This is a genomic window from Bifidobacterium sp. M0404 (genome assembly GCF_016101415.1).
Classification (GTDB): domain Bacteria; phylum Actinomycetota; class Actinomycetes; order Actinomycetales; family Bifidobacteriaceae; genus Bombiscardovia; species Bombiscardovia polysaccharolytica.
Window position 1 is genome coordinate 242,306 of sequence record NZ_JACFQP010000003.1, and the last position, 17,934, is coordinate 260,239.

General features: G+C 62.1%; 11 protein-coding genes. 2 read left to right on the forward strand and 9 right to left on the reverse strand.

Annotated features, from left to right (window positions below):
• Positions 1 to 106 precede the first annotated feature (106 nt).
• Positions 107 to 1,189, reverse strand: coding sequence for a LacI family DNA-binding transcriptional regulator (locus tag H3T93_RS07855; protein WP_046322303.1), 1,083 nt, complete (start codon positions 1,187 to 1,189; stop codon positions 107 to 109).
• The gene (locus tag H3T93_RS07860) at positions 1,186 to 3,357 is read right to left on the reverse strand and encodes a family 43 glycosylhydrolase (RefSeq protein ID WP_144178219.1); all 2,172 of its coding nucleotides are present in this window, start codon (positions 3,355 to 3,357) and stop codon (positions 1,186 to 1,188) included. Before H3T93_RS07860 ends, H3T93_RS07855 begins: the two co-directional genes overlap by 4 nt.
• A gap of 211 nt (positions 3,358 to 3,568) precedes the next feature.
• Between H3T93_RS07860 and H3T93_RS07865 the strand changes: the two genes are divergently transcribed.
• On the forward strand, positions 3,569 to 5,152 hold the full coding sequence (locus H3T93_RS07865) for a glycoside hydrolase family 43 protein (RefSeq protein ID WP_144178220.1): 1,584 nt from the start codon (positions 3,569 to 3,571) through the stop codon (positions 5,150 to 5,152).
• A gap of 6 nt (positions 5,153 to 5,158) precedes the next feature.
• Here the strand turns inward: H3T93_RS07865 and H3T93_RS07870 are convergent, their stop codons facing one another.
• The 4 genes from H3T93_RS07870 to H3T93_RS07885 form a co-directional block, all read right to left on the reverse strand.
• Positions 5,159 to 6,517 carry a glycoside hydrolase family 27 protein gene (locus H3T93_RS07870; protein WP_186363978.1) on the reverse strand — a complete coding sequence of 453 codons (1,359 nt, stop codon included), beginning with the start codon at positions 6,515 to 6,517 and terminating at the stop codon, positions 5,159 to 5,161.
• A gap of 52 nt (positions 6,518 to 6,569) precedes the next feature.
• A complete protein-coding gene (locus H3T93_RS07875; protein ID WP_232348761.1) occupies positions 6,570 to 7,637 on the reverse strand; it encodes a glycoside hydrolase family 43 protein in 1,068 nt (355 codons plus the stop codon).
• Positions 7,638 to 7,752: 115 nt separating this feature from the next.
• Positions 7,753 to 9,660, reverse strand: coding sequence for an ABC transporter ATP-binding protein (locus H3T93_RS07880; RefSeq protein WP_144178223.1), 1,908 nt, complete (start codon positions 9,658 to 9,660; stop codon positions 7,753 to 7,755).
• 29 nt (positions 9,661 to 9,689) lie between these two features.
• On the reverse strand, positions 9,690 to 11,528 hold the full coding sequence (locus H3T93_RS07885; protein WP_144178224.1) for an ABC transporter ATP-binding protein: 1,839 nt from the start codon (positions 11,526 to 11,528) through the stop codon (positions 9,690 to 9,692).
• A gap of 306 nt (positions 11,529 to 11,834) precedes the next feature.
• Here H3T93_RS07885 and H3T93_RS07890 point away from each other — a divergent pair, with 306 nt between their 5' ends.
• Complete coding sequence (locus tag H3T93_RS07890) at positions 11,835 to 12,857, forward strand: LacI family DNA-binding transcriptional regulator (protein WP_144178225.1); 1,023 nt, start codon at positions 11,835 to 11,837, stop codon at positions 12,855 to 12,857.
• Between the two features lie 41 nt (positions 12,858 to 12,898).
• Here H3T93_RS07890 and H3T93_RS07895 read toward each other — a convergent pair whose 3' ends face one another.
• The 3 genes from H3T93_RS07895 to H3T93_RS07905 form a co-directional block, all read right to left on the reverse strand.
• Entirely contained in the window at positions 12,899 to 15,961 is a 3,063-nt protein-coding gene (locus H3T93_RS07895) for an HAD-IA family hydrolase (protein ID WP_144178226.1), read from the reverse strand.
• Positions 15,962 to 16,027: 66 nt separating this feature from the next.
• Positions 16,028 to 16,921, reverse strand: coding sequence for a carbohydrate ABC transporter permease (locus H3T93_RS07900; protein ID WP_046322293.1), 894 nt, complete (start codon positions 16,919 to 16,921; stop codon positions 16,028 to 16,030).
• Positions 16,918 to 17,904, reverse strand: coding sequence for a carbohydrate ABC transporter permease (locus tag H3T93_RS07905; RefSeq protein WP_110424766.1), 987 nt, complete (start codon positions 17,902 to 17,904; stop codon positions 16,918 to 16,920). The genes H3T93_RS07900 and H3T93_RS07905 overlap by 4 nt, the downstream gene beginning before the upstream one ends.
• Positions 17,905 to 17,934 lie beyond the last annotated feature (30 nt).

A 17,934-nucleotide genomic window follows, 5' to 3' on the forward strand; every position in this document is an offset into this window, starting at 1 on the left:
CCATGGTCCGCCAATGCCGCCTCAAATCATTCGAGAACGTCTTCAGTATATTACAACGTTAGAAATCAAGGAACCCGGGACACCCGAAAAAAAAGAAGATCAACAATCAGACAGCGATTTCGTTTCCGGGCAGGGCACGGGTTGAATTGCGGACTACCAGCGAGGAGGACACCTTGCGGAAGACGTGCTGGCTTTCTTTGGTGTTCAGCGGCTGCACCCCGTTGATCCTGTCCTTGAGAACACGGACCGAGAGCCTGGCCACGGCCTTGAGCCCGGGCGAGATGCTGGTCAACGAAGGCGACAGATACTGGGAATCGTCTGAATTGTCGAAGCCGATGACCGAGATGTCGTCCGGCACCGACATGCCGTGCATTTGTATGGAATGCAGAACCCCTGCCGCCAGCATGTCGTTCAAGGCCACCACCCCGTCGGGGACGATGCCCTGGTCCAACAGAGAGTTCATAGCGTTGACCCCGTCGATACGGTGCCACATGCGCGATGGGGCCACCAGCCGGGGGTCATAGTCCAGGCCGGCCTCCTCCAGACCTTGTCTGTACCCCTCCAAGCGAAGGGCAGCCGAACCCAGCTTCTCGCCGGGGTGGGTGCCGATGACCGCCACCCGACGGCAGCCGGTGTTGATCAGATAAGCGGTGGCGTGCTTGGCACCCTCCACGTTCTCCGTGGCCACATGATCGAATTGGTCGCTGAAGATACGCTCGCCCACAACCACCAGGGGATAGTCCACCCGCAACTGGTCCAGGTCGTCCATGCCCAGCTCCAGCGGGCTGTAGATGAGGCCGTCGATCATGGATCGCTGGGAGCCGTGCAGGGCCTCAATCTCACCCTCGCGCGAGTAGAGGGTGGGCTCTACCAGCACCCTCATACCAAGTTTCTTGGCCTCTTCGATAACCAGGGAGGAGAGCTGTGCGAAGTAGGGCATGGTCAAATCAGGTATGGCCAGGGAGATCATCCCCGTGTAGCCCAGCCGCAGATTTCTGGCCGGTACGTTGACCCGGTAGCCCAGCTCCTCTATGGCCTTGTTGACCTTGCCTCTGGTGGCCTCGGAGACAAATTCGTAGTCATTGACTACATTGGAAACCGTCTTGACCGACACTCCTGCAGCCTGGGCCACGTCCTTCATAGTCGGGGTGGAACCACGTCCTGTGCCGGGGGAAGCGGCTAAACTCATAAGACCCTGACCTCCAAGGTTACCGTGGCGCGGGTGGGGTCGAGCTCCTCATCCGTTTGCATATCCAATACGGGCATCCCCTTAGCAGACCAATGTACCCGCCGTACCTGACTGTCGCGGCCAAGGTAGCGGTCCTGGTCATGCTCGGCATTATGGAAGACGTAGATCATGGTGCCGTCCTCGTCCTGGGACCACATGCCGTGGCCGGTGCCCAGCTGCCAATGGCCATTGTACTTCCCGGACTTCTGCAATGGGTAGTCCAGCTTCTTCCACACGCCGGGATCGCATAGATCGGCGCCGACTCCGGCCGGTGCAGTCACCAGTCCGGTGGTGTAGTCGATGCCCACCAGGGAACCGGAATAGATCAGGAAGATCCGACCGTCATGGACCACGGCGTTGGGCCCCTCGGCAATCATGTTGTCCCAGGCGAACTCGGGGACGATGATCTGGCGCGGCGTGCTGGTCAGACGGTCGGGGCGGGCCGGGTCGAAGGCGGCGATCCAGACCGAACCCAGCTGCTGCCAGGCGTAATACCAGCGGCCGGTATCGTGCAGGACCGTCATGTCAAGGCTGATGCGCTGGATAGGGTTGAGAGGGGTGCCTTCAGCCCGCAGGATGGGTCGGGGGCTGTCCCAGTTCTCAGGCTGGCGAGGGTCCAGATCCCGGCCCTGGTCGTCGCGGCGCAGCTGCATGATGTGGCAGCAGCCCGTCCACATGTCCGGCTTTCCGGCTCGATCGTTGGCGGTCCCATCCGGATTGGTCTGCGGACCATCGAAGCAGGGCATGAAGAGGATGGAGAGCCTGCCGCCGATCAGGTGAATCTCCGGGGCCCAGAAACAGCCGGTCATGACTCGGCCTTCGCTGTTGCGATCACCCCTGCGCAGCAGATCCACCTCATTTTCATGACCGCCGGCCTGATCGCTCAGGCCCTCGATGGTGTCGGCCACCCGCAGGGGCATGTGTGTGTGCCCGTTCAAGGGGTCGATGCAGTTGCCATCCGCATCCTCGGTGGCGATGAACATGAACAGGCGCTGACCCCTCCAGGACCAGCGGAAAATGGATGGATCGGCCCGCTGCCGGGCGAAGGGGACCGGATAAGCCGTCTGCCGCACCCGTCCGCCGATCAGCCTGGTCTCTCCAGAATTAAGACGACCCTGGGCCAGATCATTGGCCAGGCGATCTAATTGACTCTGGTCCCAATCCACCCCGCGCAGGGCGGTGGACCCGTCGCTGTAGAGGAGCCGTGCCTGGGCTTGTCGGACGGACTCCAGGCCGTCGCCCCGGGACACCTGAATCGGATCCACCTTCACGCCGGTGTTGTAGATGCGGCCGAAGCGTTCCAGCAGGCCACGCTCGCAATCGGGGCTGACCAGCACCACATTGCCGACCAGAATGCCCTTCATGCCGCAGTCCTCCTCCAAGGCGCGCCGCCGATCCAGGGGCAGGGGGTCACCCTGGGCCAGGGGATCGCCATCCTCCAGGATCTTCATATCGGCCACCATGCCCATCCGCATGGGGTCGTCCACCCTGGCCGTGCACAGCCGCCCGAGGTCGTCGTCCCAGTAGAGCCGGCAGCCCTGGCCATCGTTCAGAAGCCGCGCCCTGGGCCGGTGGACACCATGAGCGCCCAGGATATGGACCTGCGGCAGCCGTCGATAGGTCAGCAGATCAGGTGAAAGAGCCATTAGGAAGGAGTCAGCCTGGGAGCCGTCCGACTGGCCGCCCCTGGCCACTCTAGTGGCCAGAATTACGAAGGTGCCGTCCTTCAGCGGCAGCAGGAAGGGGTCGATCAGGCTCTTAAGGATCAGATCCTGCCCTGGGACCACCGCAAGTTCCTGGGCCGCCTGAGATGCCTGGTGAGCGTCCAGTCCAGGGTTGTGCTCATCCTCTTGCGGCGCCTCCTCGCCTGGTAGGGCAGCCCCGGCCGTGCAGGCCCCGCGGGCACTATCCGGCACTGCCTTGGTGGGCACAGCCGCAGCGAAGAAGATGCCGTAGTCGCCGTTCAGTGGCTCCCAATGGCCAGTCGCCCGCGAACGCAGGGCCAGGTGCATGCTCAGGGCGACATCCTCGTTGTTGGCCTCCTGCCGATCAGTGGGATGCCGGGTGTAGCACATGAGTGCAACCCCATCCCCAGATTCTCGTCTACCGTCCAGAGCATCCTCACCCATGACGATTCCTTCCGTTCGGCTTGCCGGCTTCAACGCCGACGACTATCGTTTCTAACGATAGAAATTATACATGGAGATCAGTCCGCGACGCCCGATGCCCGCATGGATGAGGCCGGGCTGTTCGCTCATCCGAACCGAGCCACAAGGCCGGTCATGCGCCGCGGGTCGTCATCGATGTCGATCGGGCTGTCTTCACGGAAAGCGAGGAACCATGAGAAGACCCAAACGCACCGGACGGGCCATGAAGGCCCTGACTGCCCTGACGGCGGGTCTGGCGGTGCTGCTGACAGGGGCACTGGGCGCCTGCTCGAACCAGCAGCCGTCAGCCAACGGCACAAAAACCGCCACCACCCAGGAACCCAAGCGTGTCTCGGTCCACGACCCCTCCGTGGTTCGCTCCGGCAAGAGCTACTACGTCTTCGGCTCGCACCGGGCCTATGCCCGCAGCACGGATCTGGTCAATTGGACCCCCTTCACCAACAACCTGAGCAGCGATTACAAGAAGATCTTTGCCAAGATTTGGAAGGACTGGCCCAAGCAGTCCTCCAATCCGGACGTGACCGGCAACATGTGGGCGCCTGACGTCTACTACAACGCCACCATGAAGAAGTGGTGCATGTACCTGAGCCTGAACGGGGCCGAACATCGTTCGGTCATCGTCCTGCTGACTGCCGACCGGGTGGACGGCGACTGGACTTATGTGGGACCGGTGGTCTACTCCGGCTTCACCCGGGCCAATTACATGAGCACCGATGTTCCCAAGGTGCTGGGCTCGGACCCGAAGCTGGACCGCTATCAGTCCTACACGGATACGGGTATCAATGCGATTGACGCCTGTGTCAAGGATGACGGGCAGGGGGGCCTGTGGATGAGCTTCGGCTCCTGGTTCGGCGGCATCTGGATGATCCGCCTGGACCCCAAGACCGGGCTGCGCGACTACTCCACCACCTATCCCACCCAGGCCAACCAGTCCGACGCCTACTACGGGCACAAACTCGCCGGAGGATTCGGCAACTCAGGCGAAGGATCGGCACTGCTGCACACCAACGGCCACTGGTACCTCTTCCTCTCCTACGGCAAGCTGGTGCAGACCGGAGGCTACCAAATGCGGATGTTCCGCTCGGACTCCATCACCGGCCCCTACCTGGACCAGCAGGGCAACCCGGCCATTGCCACCAGCGGTGAGGCCGACAACTGGACCAGCAAGACAGGCATCCGCCTGATGGGCTCCTACCAGTGGAGCGGGGACAAGAAGGGCGACATCGAGGTCTCGCAGGGCGGGAACACGGCTCTGCACGACAAGGACGGACGGGACTACGTGGTCTACCACACCAGATTCTCCGACCGCAAGGAGGAGCATCAAATCCGTGTCAGGCAGTTGATGCCCACAACAGACGGGTGGCTGGTAGCCGCCCCCTATGAGTATCTGGGCACCAAAGCCGGCGGCCTATACAGCGCCAAGGACGAGGTCGGCACCTATGAGCTGGTGGAGCATGATCCGACCATCTTCTTCAAGGGACCGCGCAAGGTGACCGACACTCACAGCACCCGATACCGGGGCGTGGTCAAGGCCGTGGACATTCGCCTGGAGCCCGGCGGCCAGGTGACCGGAGCGCGCCAGGGCCACTGGCAGGTCGACGACCAGGGACGGTTGTCCATGGACCTCAAGGAGGAAGACGGGACCGTAACCTACCAGGGAGTCTTCGCTCGGCTGCCCAGGGACAAGGATCACCGCATGGTCATGACCTTCAGCGCCCTGGGCAACAACCTCTGCATCTGGGGCTCCAAGCGCTGATCAGCCTCAGTGGGGATCCAGAGCCACCCAGACCACACCGTGTGCAGGCACAAGAGTCACCAACTCACGGTCGGCACCCTGTCCTTCCAGGCTGATCTGGGCGGGCTCCGAGGTCCGGCCCCGCCACAGGTCGACCGGGGTCCAGGCCCCGTCCGCCCTATCCAGGCCTACCAGTGAGGACAGGGCCGTCCTGACCTGCCGCGGGCGATCCCCGGTCCAGAAGACGGCCGCATAGACCCCGCTGGCATGGGCCGAGGGGGTTCCGTCGGCCCAGTCGCTGGCCAGGGCCCTCCAGACGATTTCCTCGCCTGAGATCTCCTTGCTTTGGTCATCCCCGCCCTCGACCGGCTCCCGGATGATCTCGCCATTGTCGGCCGATCCGGCGGTGACCTCCTCCAGGGCCGGGTTATCCAGAAGCGACAGGGTGGCCTCATCGCTGCTGGGAAGGTCGCCGCCCACCATCAGCGGCGAGCGCCCCATGGCCCAAAGAGTCAACATGGTGCGCTGCTCGTCGGTTGTCAGGAGGCTGGACCGGTCCCCGCCCCGCTCGGCCCGCAGCCCGATATGCCCCAGAGGCAGCATGTCCGCATCGGCCCAGTGGCCCGTGCTCTGCAAAGGTGCCCAGCGGGCAAGACGGGCGAACTGGGCGTAAAGGTCCTGCCAACGATCCCAGAGATCGTCCGAAATCCGCCAGAGCTGGGCGTGATTCCGCAGGAAGCCAAGATACGTGGTCGGCACCCGGGTTCCCGGGGATAGGGAGAGGGTCATGGGATGGCGATGGGCCTGCTCAGCCTTGCGGATGGCCCGGGCGTAGGCGTCAATCTCACGATCCATGAAGGGGACCTGCATGTCGTCCACCTTCAGGTAATCCACCCCCCAACGGGCGAACTGGTCAACCTGGGCGTCATACCAGGCCTGGGCTCCCGGATGGGACTGGTCCAGTCCGTAATTGTCGGGATTCCACGCACAGACATGGGCGGTATCAGCCACCTGGGCGGCGGTGTAGGAGGTGCCGAGGACGGGCAGGTTCCGCTCAACCGCCAACCGAGGGATGCCCCGCATGACGTGGATGCCGAAGCGCAACCCCAGATCGTGGATTCGAGCGGCCAGCGGAGCGAACCCCTGGCCGTCGGCCGCCGACGGAAACCGGACCGGGTCGGGCAGCTGCCGACCATAGTCATCCAGGACCAGTGGCGCCTTGGCGTTGTAGCCATGGGCCCTGGCGGTCGGGTCGTACCAAGCGATGTCTATGACGACCGTGTCCCAGCCCACCGGGAGCAGCCTGTCGCGCATAATCTGCGCGTTGTCCAGAACCTCCTGCTCGGTGACGGTGGTCCCGTAGCTGTCCCAGCTGTTCCACCCCATAGGCGGTCTCCAGGCCTTGTCCATGTCTTGCTCCTTTCTCGGTCCTTTTGTTTCAGTTCTGCTGCGTCAAAGGGCGCAGACGTTCATACTCCTGCCGGGTCAGGGACAGGACCCCGCCGTGTTTGGTATGGGGGCGCAGGTGGAAATCCTGCTCCCGGGCGTAGTCGAACCCAGCGTCCGGATCATCGCTGACCATGGGCCTGTAGCCTACTGAAGGAATCACGTCTACCAGCAGGTACCACCGGTTACGGGCATGGTCGGCATAGAGGGCCGGACCCTCTACACCCGAGGGGTTGCCATCAGCGCACCAGGCGGCGCCAATGCGCTCCTGAATGGTGGTCCACCGGGCCTGTGGCAGCCACCAGCGGGGATCGTCGGTGCTGTCCAGCCAGATGCCCCGACCAAATCCGTTGTCCTTGGTGGCCCGGTAGGTGCGCAGGCCGCCGCCAGGCAGGGGACGCTGGACCATGGTGGTGTCGATGGCATTGCGACCAGTATCGATAAGGACTCCCCCATAACGGAAGTGCTCCTGGGTGAAGTCGGTGGTTGACCCCCAGAGCACCCGGTCATATACCGACGGGTCGGCATGGTCGGGATCATCCTGGTCAAAGAGCTTGGATGACCAGTAGAGGACGAAGGCCCCCTGCTCCGGCCCCTCATAGTCGGGCACCCATAGGCACTCCGGGGCCCAGGCCATGCCCAACTGGACCCTGCTGCCGTCCTGCTGCAAGGACACATCCAGCGGCCGGGGGCCAGACCAATGAATCAGGTCGTCAGTGAACCAGATCATCAGCTTGGTGCTGCCGTGATGGGACCAGTGCTCCCAGCCGCTACCCTGCGACTGATCACCGCCGAACACCCGCAGGTCGGTGGCCATGACATAGACCCGGCCGTTGCGTGGGTCACGCACCATGTAGGGATCCCGCAGGCCGGTGGTGCCCAGGTGCGAGGTCAGCAGCGGCCTGCCCCCGTACAGCGGATCCCAGCTCAGAGGGTCGTCGCCCCGGGACAGGTCGAAGTAGAGGCGCTCGGCATACCCCTGGGGGTCTTCAATGAAGTGCACCATCAGATACCCGTAGGGGTCGGCTCCTTCGGCGTCCTTGTGAACCGTATTGCTCAACGTCTGCTCCTTTGCCCTGGCTGCCGAACCTGTCGGCTTTTGACTTGTCGTCGCTTATTTTACAACGATGTAATCCTGCTAGTCGAGAACCAATTGCGATGCATAGGCCAGCCTGCTATTGCGCAGAGACGGCCGAATCCTGCCGAACCTGGCTGCCCTGTCCTGCATCATCGCCAGGTTGTGTCGGTTGCGCCTGGTCGCCGTTGGCCGTGCGGATCATGGCGTACTGGGACTCGTGCAGCCGGTAGTAGGCACCTCTCTTGGCCAGAAGCTCCTGGTGGGTGCCATGCTCCACGATCTGCCCGTGATCGATGTAGAAGATCTGGTCCGCATTTTCGATGGTGGACAGCCGGTGGGCGATAACGAAGGAGGTCCGCCCCTTGAGCAGGTGGGCCAGTCCGGCCTGGAGGGCCTCCTCAGTGCGGGTGTCGATGCTGCTGGTCGCCTCGTCCAGGATCAGGATGCGGGGGTCGGCCAGCAGAACCCTGGCAAAGGCGATCAGCTGCCGCTGACCTGCGGAGAGGGTGGATCCGCGCTCCTCGACCTTGGTATCGTAGCCGTCGGGCAGCTCCATGATGAACTCGTGGGCATGAACGGCCTTGGCGGCCTCCTCGATCTGCTGGTCAGTGGCATCCAGGCGGCCGTAGCGGATGTTCTCGCGCACATTGCCGGTGAAGATGAAGGTGTCCTGAAGCATGACCCCCATCTGCCGGCGCAGGGATGCCAGGGTCACATCGCGCACGTCATGCCCGTCCACACAGACGCTGCCCTCGGTCACGTCATAGAAGCGCGAGAGAAGGTTGACGATGGTGGTCTTGCCGGCGCCCGTGGGCCCCACCAGGGCGACCGTGCTGCCTGCCGGCACATGGAAGTCCACCAGGTTGAGGATGTTGCGGCCTCCGGGCTCATACTTGAAGACCACGTCGTTGAAGTCCACCCTGCCCTTGACCGGCGGCAGTTCTATGGCCCCTGGACGGTCCTCGATCTCCGGGCGGACGTCCAGGGTCTCGAAGATGCGTTCCAGGTAGGCCGAGCAGGTGATCAGCTGGTTGTAGAAGTTGCCGATGTTGATGATGGGGTTCCAGAAGTTGTTGGCATAGCCAACGAAGGCGATCAGCATACCCGTGGTCACCTGCACGCCGCCCAGGCCGGTGATCCCCAGATAGTAGATCAGTGCGATGGTGATGGTGGAGATGTTCTGCACTCCTGGCCACATAAGGTACTGGATGTGCACGGCCCGCATCCAGGAACTGCGAACCTGGCCCTGCTGCTCCTGGAAAGTACGGAACTGCTCGCGCTCCCTGACGAAGGTCTGCGTGGTCTTGACCCCTGCGATGGACTCATGGATGTAGGCGTTCAGATTGCTCTGCTTGTTGGACAGACGCTGGTAGGCCCGCCGCTGGAAGCGCTGGAGGACCAACACATAGAGCACCAGCAGGGGCATGAGAACCAGGGACCAGAGGGTCAGCCTCCAGTCGATGACGAACATGACCACCAAGGTCAGCAGGAAGGTGAAGATGTCCGCGATCACATTGATCAGACCCGAGCTCAGGGTGTCCGAGAGGGTGTTGACGTAGTTGACCACCCTGATCAGAATCTTGCCGTGGGGCCGGGAGTCGAAGTAGGAGAAAGGCAGGGTCTGGATGTGTGTGAAGAGGTCCCGACGCATGTCCTTGAGCATGAGCTGGCCCACCTGGGTGATGGCCACAGTACGGTACCGCAGAAGGAGCTCGTAGACCACGATGGCCAGCAGAAAGACCGCACCCAGGGCGAAGAGCCGGACCGGATCCTTGGAGGGGATGACCGTGTCGATCATGGTCTTGGTCATGTAGGGAATGGCCACGGCGATGGCGCTCATGGACAGGACCGCCGCAAGGATGATCGCCCCCTGGCGCAGGTAGGGCTTCAGATAGGCCCCTATGCGCTTGATGTCACCGAAGTCGATCTGCTCCTCCAGGTCCTCGTCCTCCCGGAAGGTGTTTCTGCGCGCGGTGCCCGCCGAACGTTGCTTTTGCTGCTTCATCGTCTCACCTTGCCATGCATGCTGATGTGTCAGAACCCTGCCGACTGCCCGGATTGCAGCCCCAGCTGCTTGCGGTAGATCCGGTAGTAGCGGCCGTGGGCGTGGACCAGATCCTCATGGGACCCGCGTTCTACGATCCTGCCGTGGTCCAGGACCAGGATCAGGTCGGAATCCTTGATGGAGGAGATCCTGTGGGCGATGGTCACCATGGTCCTGGTGCCCTCCATCTCCTGCAGATGCCGCTGGATAGTGGCCTCGGTCTCCATGTCGACAGCCGATGTGGTGTCGTCCATGATCAGGATGGCCGGGTCGTCGGCCAGGGCCCGCGCCAGGCTGAGCCGTTGCTTCTGGCCGCCTGACAGGCCCACGCCGCGCTCGCCCACCACGGTGTCATAGCCCTCAGGCATCCGGTTGATGAATGAGTCAGCGCCAGCCATGGAGGCCATGGTCCTGACGTACTGCTCGTCGTCGCGGTGGGCTCCGAAGGCGATGTTGTCGCCGATGGTGTCCGAGAAGAGGAAGGTGTCCTGTGCCACGATGTTGACCTGCCGCCGCAGCAGGTCCAGAGGCCACTGCCTGGCGTCAATCCCGTCGATGAGCACATGGCCCACGGTGGGGTCGTAGAAGCGGGCCACCAGGCTGACCAGGGTGGACTTGCCCGATCCTGTCTCCCCCAATATGCCCAGCCGGGTGCCGGCCGCCACGTGGAAGTCGATGTCCTTGAGAATGGGGGTCTCCGGATCGTCAGGGAAGGCGAAACTGACGTGGTCGAAGCGGATGTCCCCACGGATTCTGACCGGGTCCTCGGTCTGCTCGCCGTTGACCTTGGCACGGACCGTAGCCGCCTGGACCACGCCGGCCTGGGCGTTCTTGCGCTCGACGATCCTGGGCTCGGCCGTCAGCAGCCGACGGATCTTGACGCAGGAGGCATTGAAGCGCTCCACATCGTTGATCAGCCAGCCGGACTGGCGCACAGGCCCGTCAATCATCCACAGGAAACTGTTGAAGGAGACCAGGGCGCCCAGGGTCATCTGCTGGCGGATGACCAGCCAACCGCCCAGTATCAGGGTGATCAGCTGGAGCATGTAGGAGCAGCCGTCCAGCCAGGGCATATAGGTGCGGCTGTTGCGGGCGGAGTCCATGTTGCGTTCCATGTAGTCATCATTGTGCCGATCGAACTTCTCGGTCTCATAGGGCTCGCGGACGAAGGCCTTGACCACCCGGTTGCCCTCGATGTTCTCCTCGACCATGGAATTGAGGGATGCCAGCGAGTTGCGGATGGCGTAGAAAAGCGGGTGGGCATGCTTGGAGAGCTGCCAGGTGAAGTAGAAGAGGAATGGGGTCACAGCCAGCAGGGCCAGGGCCAGTCGCCATTCGATGGTGAACATGACGGCCAGCGACCCGACGAAGAGACAGACAGCCTCCAGGATGTTGTAGGAGACCCAGGAGACGAAATGGCGGATGGCATCGGTGTCCGAGGTCATCCGGCTCATGATGTCGCCGTTGCGGGTGTGGTTGAAGTAGGTGAAGTCCATGTCGTGGAGCTTCTCATACTCGTCGCTGACCAGCCGATAGATGGTGTTCTGGCCGAATCGCTCCATGAACATCTGGTAGCCATAGCGGCAGACGCTGCGCCCAAGGGTGACGGCTATCATGGCGAAACAAAGCTTGGGCAGCCGGTCCTCATGCCCCTGGCCAATGACCTGGTCCACGATCATGCCCGCCAAAATGGGCATAAGCATGACCAGGACCTTATCCGCCGCAAAGAGCAGGAGGGCGGCGGCGATTCTACCGGCGTCCGGCCTGCAGTAGGGGAGAATCCATCGAAGGTTGCTGCTGTGCTGATTCTTCGCAGAATCGACGTACATTGGAGGACACCCTCACGTTCCCTGTTGAACTTCTCTAATCTGGTCTCTTCTCATTGCCGTGACCGTCCGGGAGAGTGACTGACCGATGGTGACGCCCGGCTATGTTCCTCGCCTCTGCAACGCCGCGCGTGTCCGCCCTGGATTCGTCAAGCGTTGCCTATTTTATTGGAGCCTGAACCAGATGCAACCCCGATAATCCGGGCGTGTCTGCATTAGTTAAGAGTTACTTGACCAGCAGTACAAAGGCATCCAGCCACATCGAGGATCGCGGATTCCCTTGTGACTTCACGCTGGCATAATGACGGTATGACCGTAAGAATCGAAGACGTGGCCCGCTTGTCCGGCGTCTCAACGGCCACGGTCTCACGGGCCCTACGGGGACTGCCCGGGGTGGGCGGGCGAACCCGGGAACTAGTCCTCCAGGCCGCCAAGACCCTGGGATACACCCCCTCCCCCACCGCCTCCTCTCTGGCGAGCGGGCGGACCCATTCCATCGGATTGATCCAGCCGGACATGTCGCGGTGGTTCTTCAGCACTATCCTCGAATGCGCCGAACAGACCTTCCGCAAGGCGGGCTATGACGCCCTTGTCTACTCCCTGCCCGACTACCTTGGTCCCAAACGTCAACGGTTTAAGGCACGGGACCTGGTGGGAAAGGTGGACGCGGTCCTGGTCCTCTCACTCTTCTTCGACAAGCAGGAGGAGGCCGAACTGCGATCCTTGGGTGTGCCGGCCGTCTTCGTTTCCGTTCGCCAGAAGGGCTACAGTCATGTAGGAATCAACGACGGGCAAGCTGCGGCACAGGCCTGCCGTCACTTGATTACGCTGGGCCACAAGACCATAGGCCACCTGTCAGGTCAAACCAATGACCTCTGCCCCTTCGCTCCCTCCCAGCGCAGACGAGATGGCTGGAAGCAGACCCTGACGCGCTTCAACCTCGAGTGCTCCGACAGCTTGGACGAAGCCGTGACCATCATGACGGCCTCCAACGGCTACCTGGCCACCAAACGCCTCCTGGACAGGCGTCCCGATATCACTGCCATCATGGCGTCCTCGGATGAGATGGCCATGGGGGCCATCCAAGCCATCCGCGAGCGCGGCCTGGCAGTGGGTCGAGACATCTCGGTCATCGGCATCGACGGGCACGACCTGGGCCGACCATTCGGACTGACTACGGTGGCCCAACCGGTACGCAAGCAGGGGGTGACAGCGGCCGAGGTCGCGCTGAAGGCCATCGAGGGCGACCTGGCACTGAAGACGATCATCTTCCCTACCAAACTGATAGAGCGGGCCACCGTCGGCCCCCCGCCCGCCGGTAGGATCCGTTGACCGGTGAACCTCCTTGGAGAGCTGTATCCAGAGGCCCTCGTTCACACCTGACGGGGATGACCATTGACGTTGAGGACCATAGACGGTCCTGACATGCGCTGCAAGCCCACACCTTCCGGCGTCACCGTCACCCTGATCGAGGTCCCCCTGATCAGAAGGGTGTATTCCAAAGAGGTCCACCCGTCCGGCAGACGGGGATCGATCCCTATGGCCGTTCCCCCCGTATCCCTCATTCCACCGAAGCCGCAGACCAAGGTCGACCAGACACCACCAGCGGCCGCTAGGTGGATGCCATCCTCGGTATTGTCATGAAGATTGAACACATCGGCGAAGAGGGACCGCCTGAAGTAGTCCATGGCCAGCTCCTTACGCCCCACCTCGGCAGCGAGAATCGACTGGGAGGCGGCCGAAAGGGTGGAATCTCCAGTGGTCAGCGGGTCGTAATAATCGAAGTCGGCCAACTTCTGCTCGGGGGTAAACCAGGAGCTGAGCAGAAAGAGGGCCAGGACCACGTCCGTCTGCTTAAGGACCTTGTGACCGTAGATGGCCAGGGGGTGGTAGTAGAGGAGCAGGGGGCGGGCCGGACAGTGTTCGAAGTCCCACTTGGGCCTGTTCATGAATTGGGCGTCCTGGGCATGGACCCCCTCCTGATTGGCGTAAGGCATGAACATAGCCTCGGCCATCCCCTTCCAGATCTTCAGGTCCTCATCACCGAATCCCAGGCGTTGACGGGCCTGGGCCAGGATCTCTCCGGTCTCGTCGGCCTCATCAAGCCTGTGGACGGCCTGTATGACGGCCATGAGGTTGAACCGAGCCATCTGGTTGGTATAGAGGTTGTCATCCACCAAAGCCGTGTACTCGTCCGGCCCGGTCACGCTGTGTATGTGAAAACGTCCGTCCGACTGGTAGCTGCCCAGGGATGCCCACATACGTGCGGTCTCGACCAGTATGTCAATCCCCTCTCGACCCAGGTAGTCATCATCCCCGCTGACTAAAACATACTGCATGAGGGCGTAGGCTATGTCGGCATCAATGTGGTATTGGGCGGTGCCGGTTGGGAAGTAGGCCGACCCCTCTTCGCCGTTGATGGTCCTCCAGGGGAAAAGGGCCCCGTCCAGATTCATGATGGCAGCGCGCCTGCGAGCAGCCGGGAGCATCTCATGCCGATAGTGGAGGATGGCCCTGGCTCGTGCGGGGTCGGTGTAGGTCAGAAAGGGAAGGATGTAAATCTCTGTGTCCCAGAAGTAGTGACCATCATATCCCGAACCACTCAATCCCTTGGCCCCCACTCCGTTCCTGACCTGGGCCGTGGCCTGGGCCAGCTGGAAGATCTCCCACCGGCTCACCTGCTGGATACGGCCGCCGTCCCCGGCAGCCACCTGCACGTCCCCCCTTCGCCAGAAGTCCTCCAGCCAGGAACGCTGCGCCCCCTCAAGACCGCCTGCCCCCCTATGACAGGCGCTGTCGAGATCCTCCAGGCAAGCCAGGACCATGCTCCTGGCATCCGACCCCTCCCGTGTGCGCACGACCAAGCCGCAATCGACCCCGACCGGGAGGATGGATGGGCTCCGGTAGGCGGCGTAGCGTCGGACTGAGACCCTTCCGCCTGCAGGCACACGTAGGTGCCAGACATCCTCCGGGAGGGCGGAGGTCACCATGGGCCTCGCACCTGGATCGCCGCCTGTACTTTCCGCATACTGGCGGACGGCCAGGACTGCGGTCATCTGTGAGTTGTTGCAGCGGTAGACATGGCAGACAGGGCCCTCCTGATCCCCGTCTGCGTCCTCCAGGACCTCGTGTATGCCGCAGCCGTCGACCAGGTTGGACTTCCGTGGATCGTTAGAAACCTGTCGACGGGGTGCGTTGCCGTTGATCCTGGCATCCACATCCACCGTCATTGTCCTGTCAGGTGATTCGATAATCAGAGTATAGAGGGCCAGATGGGGGTCGAAGAGGCAGACCATACGCTCCACCGTCACGAACAGGTCGGCCCCATCGTCGGTACGGTAACGCCGGACGTAGGATGATATCCCCCGTCTGAAATCGACCTTTTGGCTGGCAGAGACCGGACTGCCCAGTGGGTAGCCCTCCAGGCTCAGGGAGAAATCGGAGGCATCGGGTACCCCCTGGATCACCTGGCCGACACGGGCGAACCCATAAGCGGTCTCAGGGTGCTTGATGGTGAAGGTGTCATGGAAACCGCTCATGAAGGTCCCGCTGCCCAGGTCCCGACTGGGGTCCCCGGCCCCTCTAACCCCGATGTTCCCGTTCGACACGGAAAAGAGGGTCGCACTGTTGGAATCTCCCTCCTTGTTCTCAATCAGTGCCCAAGGGTCCACAGGGTAGGTGGTCGGATCCAGGTCGGCCGGCCTTGCCAGATCGGCGCGGGCGGATCCGTCCTGAATCATCTCGATCAGCTGGTCGACCACATGGTCGGCACCGGAGTCCAAGAGGGCCTGCCGACCGGCCCCCCGGTCCACACCGACAACCATGCCGAACCCCCCGGCCCGGCCGGCCGCCACCCCCGAAAGGGCATCCTCGACCACTACGGCCTCCTCTGGCCGAACCCCCAAGAGGTGTGCAGCAAAGGCATAGGTGTCGGGGGCCGGCTTCCCCTTGAGCCCCTCCCTGGCCCTTACGTTCCCGTCCACGATGATGTCGAAGAAGTTCCTGATGCCGGCGGCGCTGAGCACGGTATTGGCATTGCGGGAGCTGGATACCACCGCCAGGCGCTTGCCTGTCCCCATCAGGTGACGCAGGACATCCACAGTGTCGGGGTAGGGCTCGATCCCTTCCTCATTCAGAAGACGCTCGAATATGGCGTTCTTGCGGTTGCCCAGCCCGCAGATGCTGCGGACCGTAGGTCCGTCAGCAGGGTTCCCTTGCGGCAGGTCCATCCCCCTGCTGGCCAGGACCGCGGAAACCCCGTCATAGCGGGGCTTGCCGTCGACATAATCAAAATAGTCCTGATCCCCGTAGGGGCTGACGTCCTCCGGCAGGACCTGGTCGAACAGTTCTTTCCAGGCGGCCTTGTGCAGGCGAACCGTGGGAACCAGGACCCCGTCCAAATCAAAGAGAACAGCCAGACTCTGGACAATTTTCATGGTTGTGTATCCTACTCACTTGTTCTTGCGGATCAGATGAATCTGCCGGACTCTGAACAGGTTTTTTCAGCCCTTGACCGCCCCAGCCAGCATGCCTCTGACGAAATAGCGTTGCAGGAAGAGGAAGACGGCCACCGGGACGACCATGGCTATGAAGGCACCGGGGGCCAGAAGGTACCAGGCCGACCCGCGGGAACCGACCATGTCGGACAGGCGGGAGGTCAGCGGGGCTGTCGCCGGGGTGTTTCCAGCGAAGGCCAGCGCCACCAGCAGGTCGTTCCAGACCCAGAGGAACTGGAAAATAGCGAAGGATGCTATGGCAGGGACCATGAGGGGCAGAACCACTTTCAGGAAAATCTGCACATGGCTGGCTCCGTCGACCTTGGCCGCCTCGATCAGCTCCTTGGGTATATCCAGCATGAAGTTGTGCAGGAGGAAGATGGCCAGCGGAAGTCCGAACATGGTGTGCGACAGCCATAGGACCCAGAAGGTGTTGTTGAGCCCCCACTTCACATACTGGGAGAGCAGGGGAATCATGGTCACCTGGATGGGGACCACCTGGAGGGCGAAGACGGCAACAAAGAGGATGTTCTTGCCGGGAAACTCACACCATGCGAAGGCATAAGCCGCCAGGAGTGCCAGGGTAATGGGGATAAGTACGCCGGGGATGGTGATGACGAAGGAGTTGACGAAGTAGGCGCCCAGGTTGTAGCCACCACCCAGAACCGACTTGTAGTTGCCCAGGCCGAAATCCTTCCAGTGGGAGGGGCTCAGGCTGGTCCACCAGCCGGAGGTGGATATGGCCATCCTATTGTCACGGAAACTGGTCACCAGAAGGCCGACTGTGGGGATGGTCCACAAGACGGCAATGATAATGGAGATGGCCGAGCTCCAGGGAGAGGACAGCTTGTTCCTGGTGCGGATCAGCGCCTTTTCATGGCGGGTCAGTTTCCTGCTCATCTCACATCCTGCGACTTTCTCATTTGGTGGACGTTGAACACTATCAGGGGGATGACGACGATGAACATGATCACCGCCAGGGCGGCCCCCAGACCTGTGTTCTGGTACTGGAAGGACTGTGTGTAGAACTCGTTGGCTATCACCGAGGTCCCGTAGTTGCCGGCCGTCATGGTCCTGACCACGTCGAAGGCCTTGAGCCCGGCCATGGCCACGGTGGTCAGAACGACCACTATGGAGGGCCTGATCATGGGGACGGTCACATAGAAGAACTGCTGACGGGCATCGACCCCGTCCAGACGGGCTGCCTCGGTCAAGTCGTCAGGAATGGCCTTGATGGCCGCCGACAGGACGGTCATGGCATACCCGGCCTCAATCCAGATCATGACGAATATGAGGAGGAAGGTGTTCAGCGGTGAGGACATCAGCCACTGCGGGGCCGAGGCCGTCTTGTTGCCGAAGAGGTGGGCCAGACCGGTATAGACGGCGGACAGGAGTCCCACGCGCTGGTCATAGACGAACTTCCAGATGATAGAGGCCCCTACCATGGATATGGCCATGGGCAGGAAGATCAGGGACTTGGCCAGCTTCTCGAACCGGGTCCTGTCCACCAGGACAGCGTAGAGCAGGCCGATGGCCGTAGAGCACAAGGGAACCAGAACAGTCCACAGGATCGTGTTGATCAGAACCTGGACGAACTGAGGCTCGGAGAATATCTTCACGTAATTGGCGAACCCCACCGCCTCGTTGCCGTCACGCCCGTAAAAGGAGTCACGGAAGGTGACGATTGTGGGGTAGAGCAGGCCGAAACATACCAGGGCCACCGAGGGCAGGAGGAACATGACCGCCACTCCCCAGGAGGGCATCCGCTTGGGCAGGTTGGTCAGGAAGAGGATCAACGCCATGACGCCGACGAAGATGAGGATGGCCAGAAGCATGGCCAGGAGTTTGGACAGGTTGCTATCCGGATGCAGAATGAAATCCATGGTTGTAAGATGCCTTTCTCAGGCCACCCC

Bases quoted from the DNA above. Each gene is read 5' to 3' on its own strand.
- H3T93_RS07905 (WP_110424766.1), bottom strand. From the start codon at position 17,904: ATGGATTTCATTCTGCATCCGGATAGCAACCTGTCCAAACTCCTGGCC.
- H3T93_RS07900 (WP_046322293.1), bottom strand. From the start codon at position 16,921: ATGAGCAGGAAACTGACCCGCCATGAAAAGGCGCTGATCCGCACCAGG.
- H3T93_RS07880 (WP_144178223.1), bottom strand. From the start codon at position 9,660: ATGAAGCAGCAAAAGCAACGTTCGGCGGGCACCGCGCGCAGAAACACC.
- H3T93_RS07860 (WP_144178219.1), bottom strand. From the start codon at position 3,357: ATGGGTGAGGATGCTCTGGACGGTAGACGAGAATCTGGGGATGGGGTT.
- H3T93_RS07865 (WP_144178220.1), top strand. From the start codon at position 3,569: ATGAGAAGACCCAAACGCACCGGACGGGCCATGAAGGCCCTGACTGCC.
- H3T93_RS07855 (WP_046322303.1), bottom strand. From the start codon at position 1,189: ATGAGTTTAGCCGCTTCCCCCGGCACAGGACGTGGTTCCACCCCGACT.
- H3T93_RS07895 (WP_144178226.1), bottom strand. From the start codon at position 15,961: ATGAAAATTGTCCAGAGTCTGGCTGTTCTCTTTGATTTGGACGGGGTC.
- H3T93_RS07870 (WP_186363978.1), bottom strand. From the start codon at position 6,517: ATGGGGTGGAACAGCTGGGACAGCTACGGGACCACCGTCACCGAGCAG.
- H3T93_RS07885 (WP_144178224.1), bottom strand. From the start codon at position 11,528: ATGTACGTCGATTCTGCGAAGAATCAGCACAGCAGCAACCTTCGATGG.
- H3T93_RS07890 (WP_144178225.1), top strand. From the start codon at position 11,835: ATGACCGTAAGAATCGAAGACGTGGCCCGCTTGTCCGGCGTCTCAACG.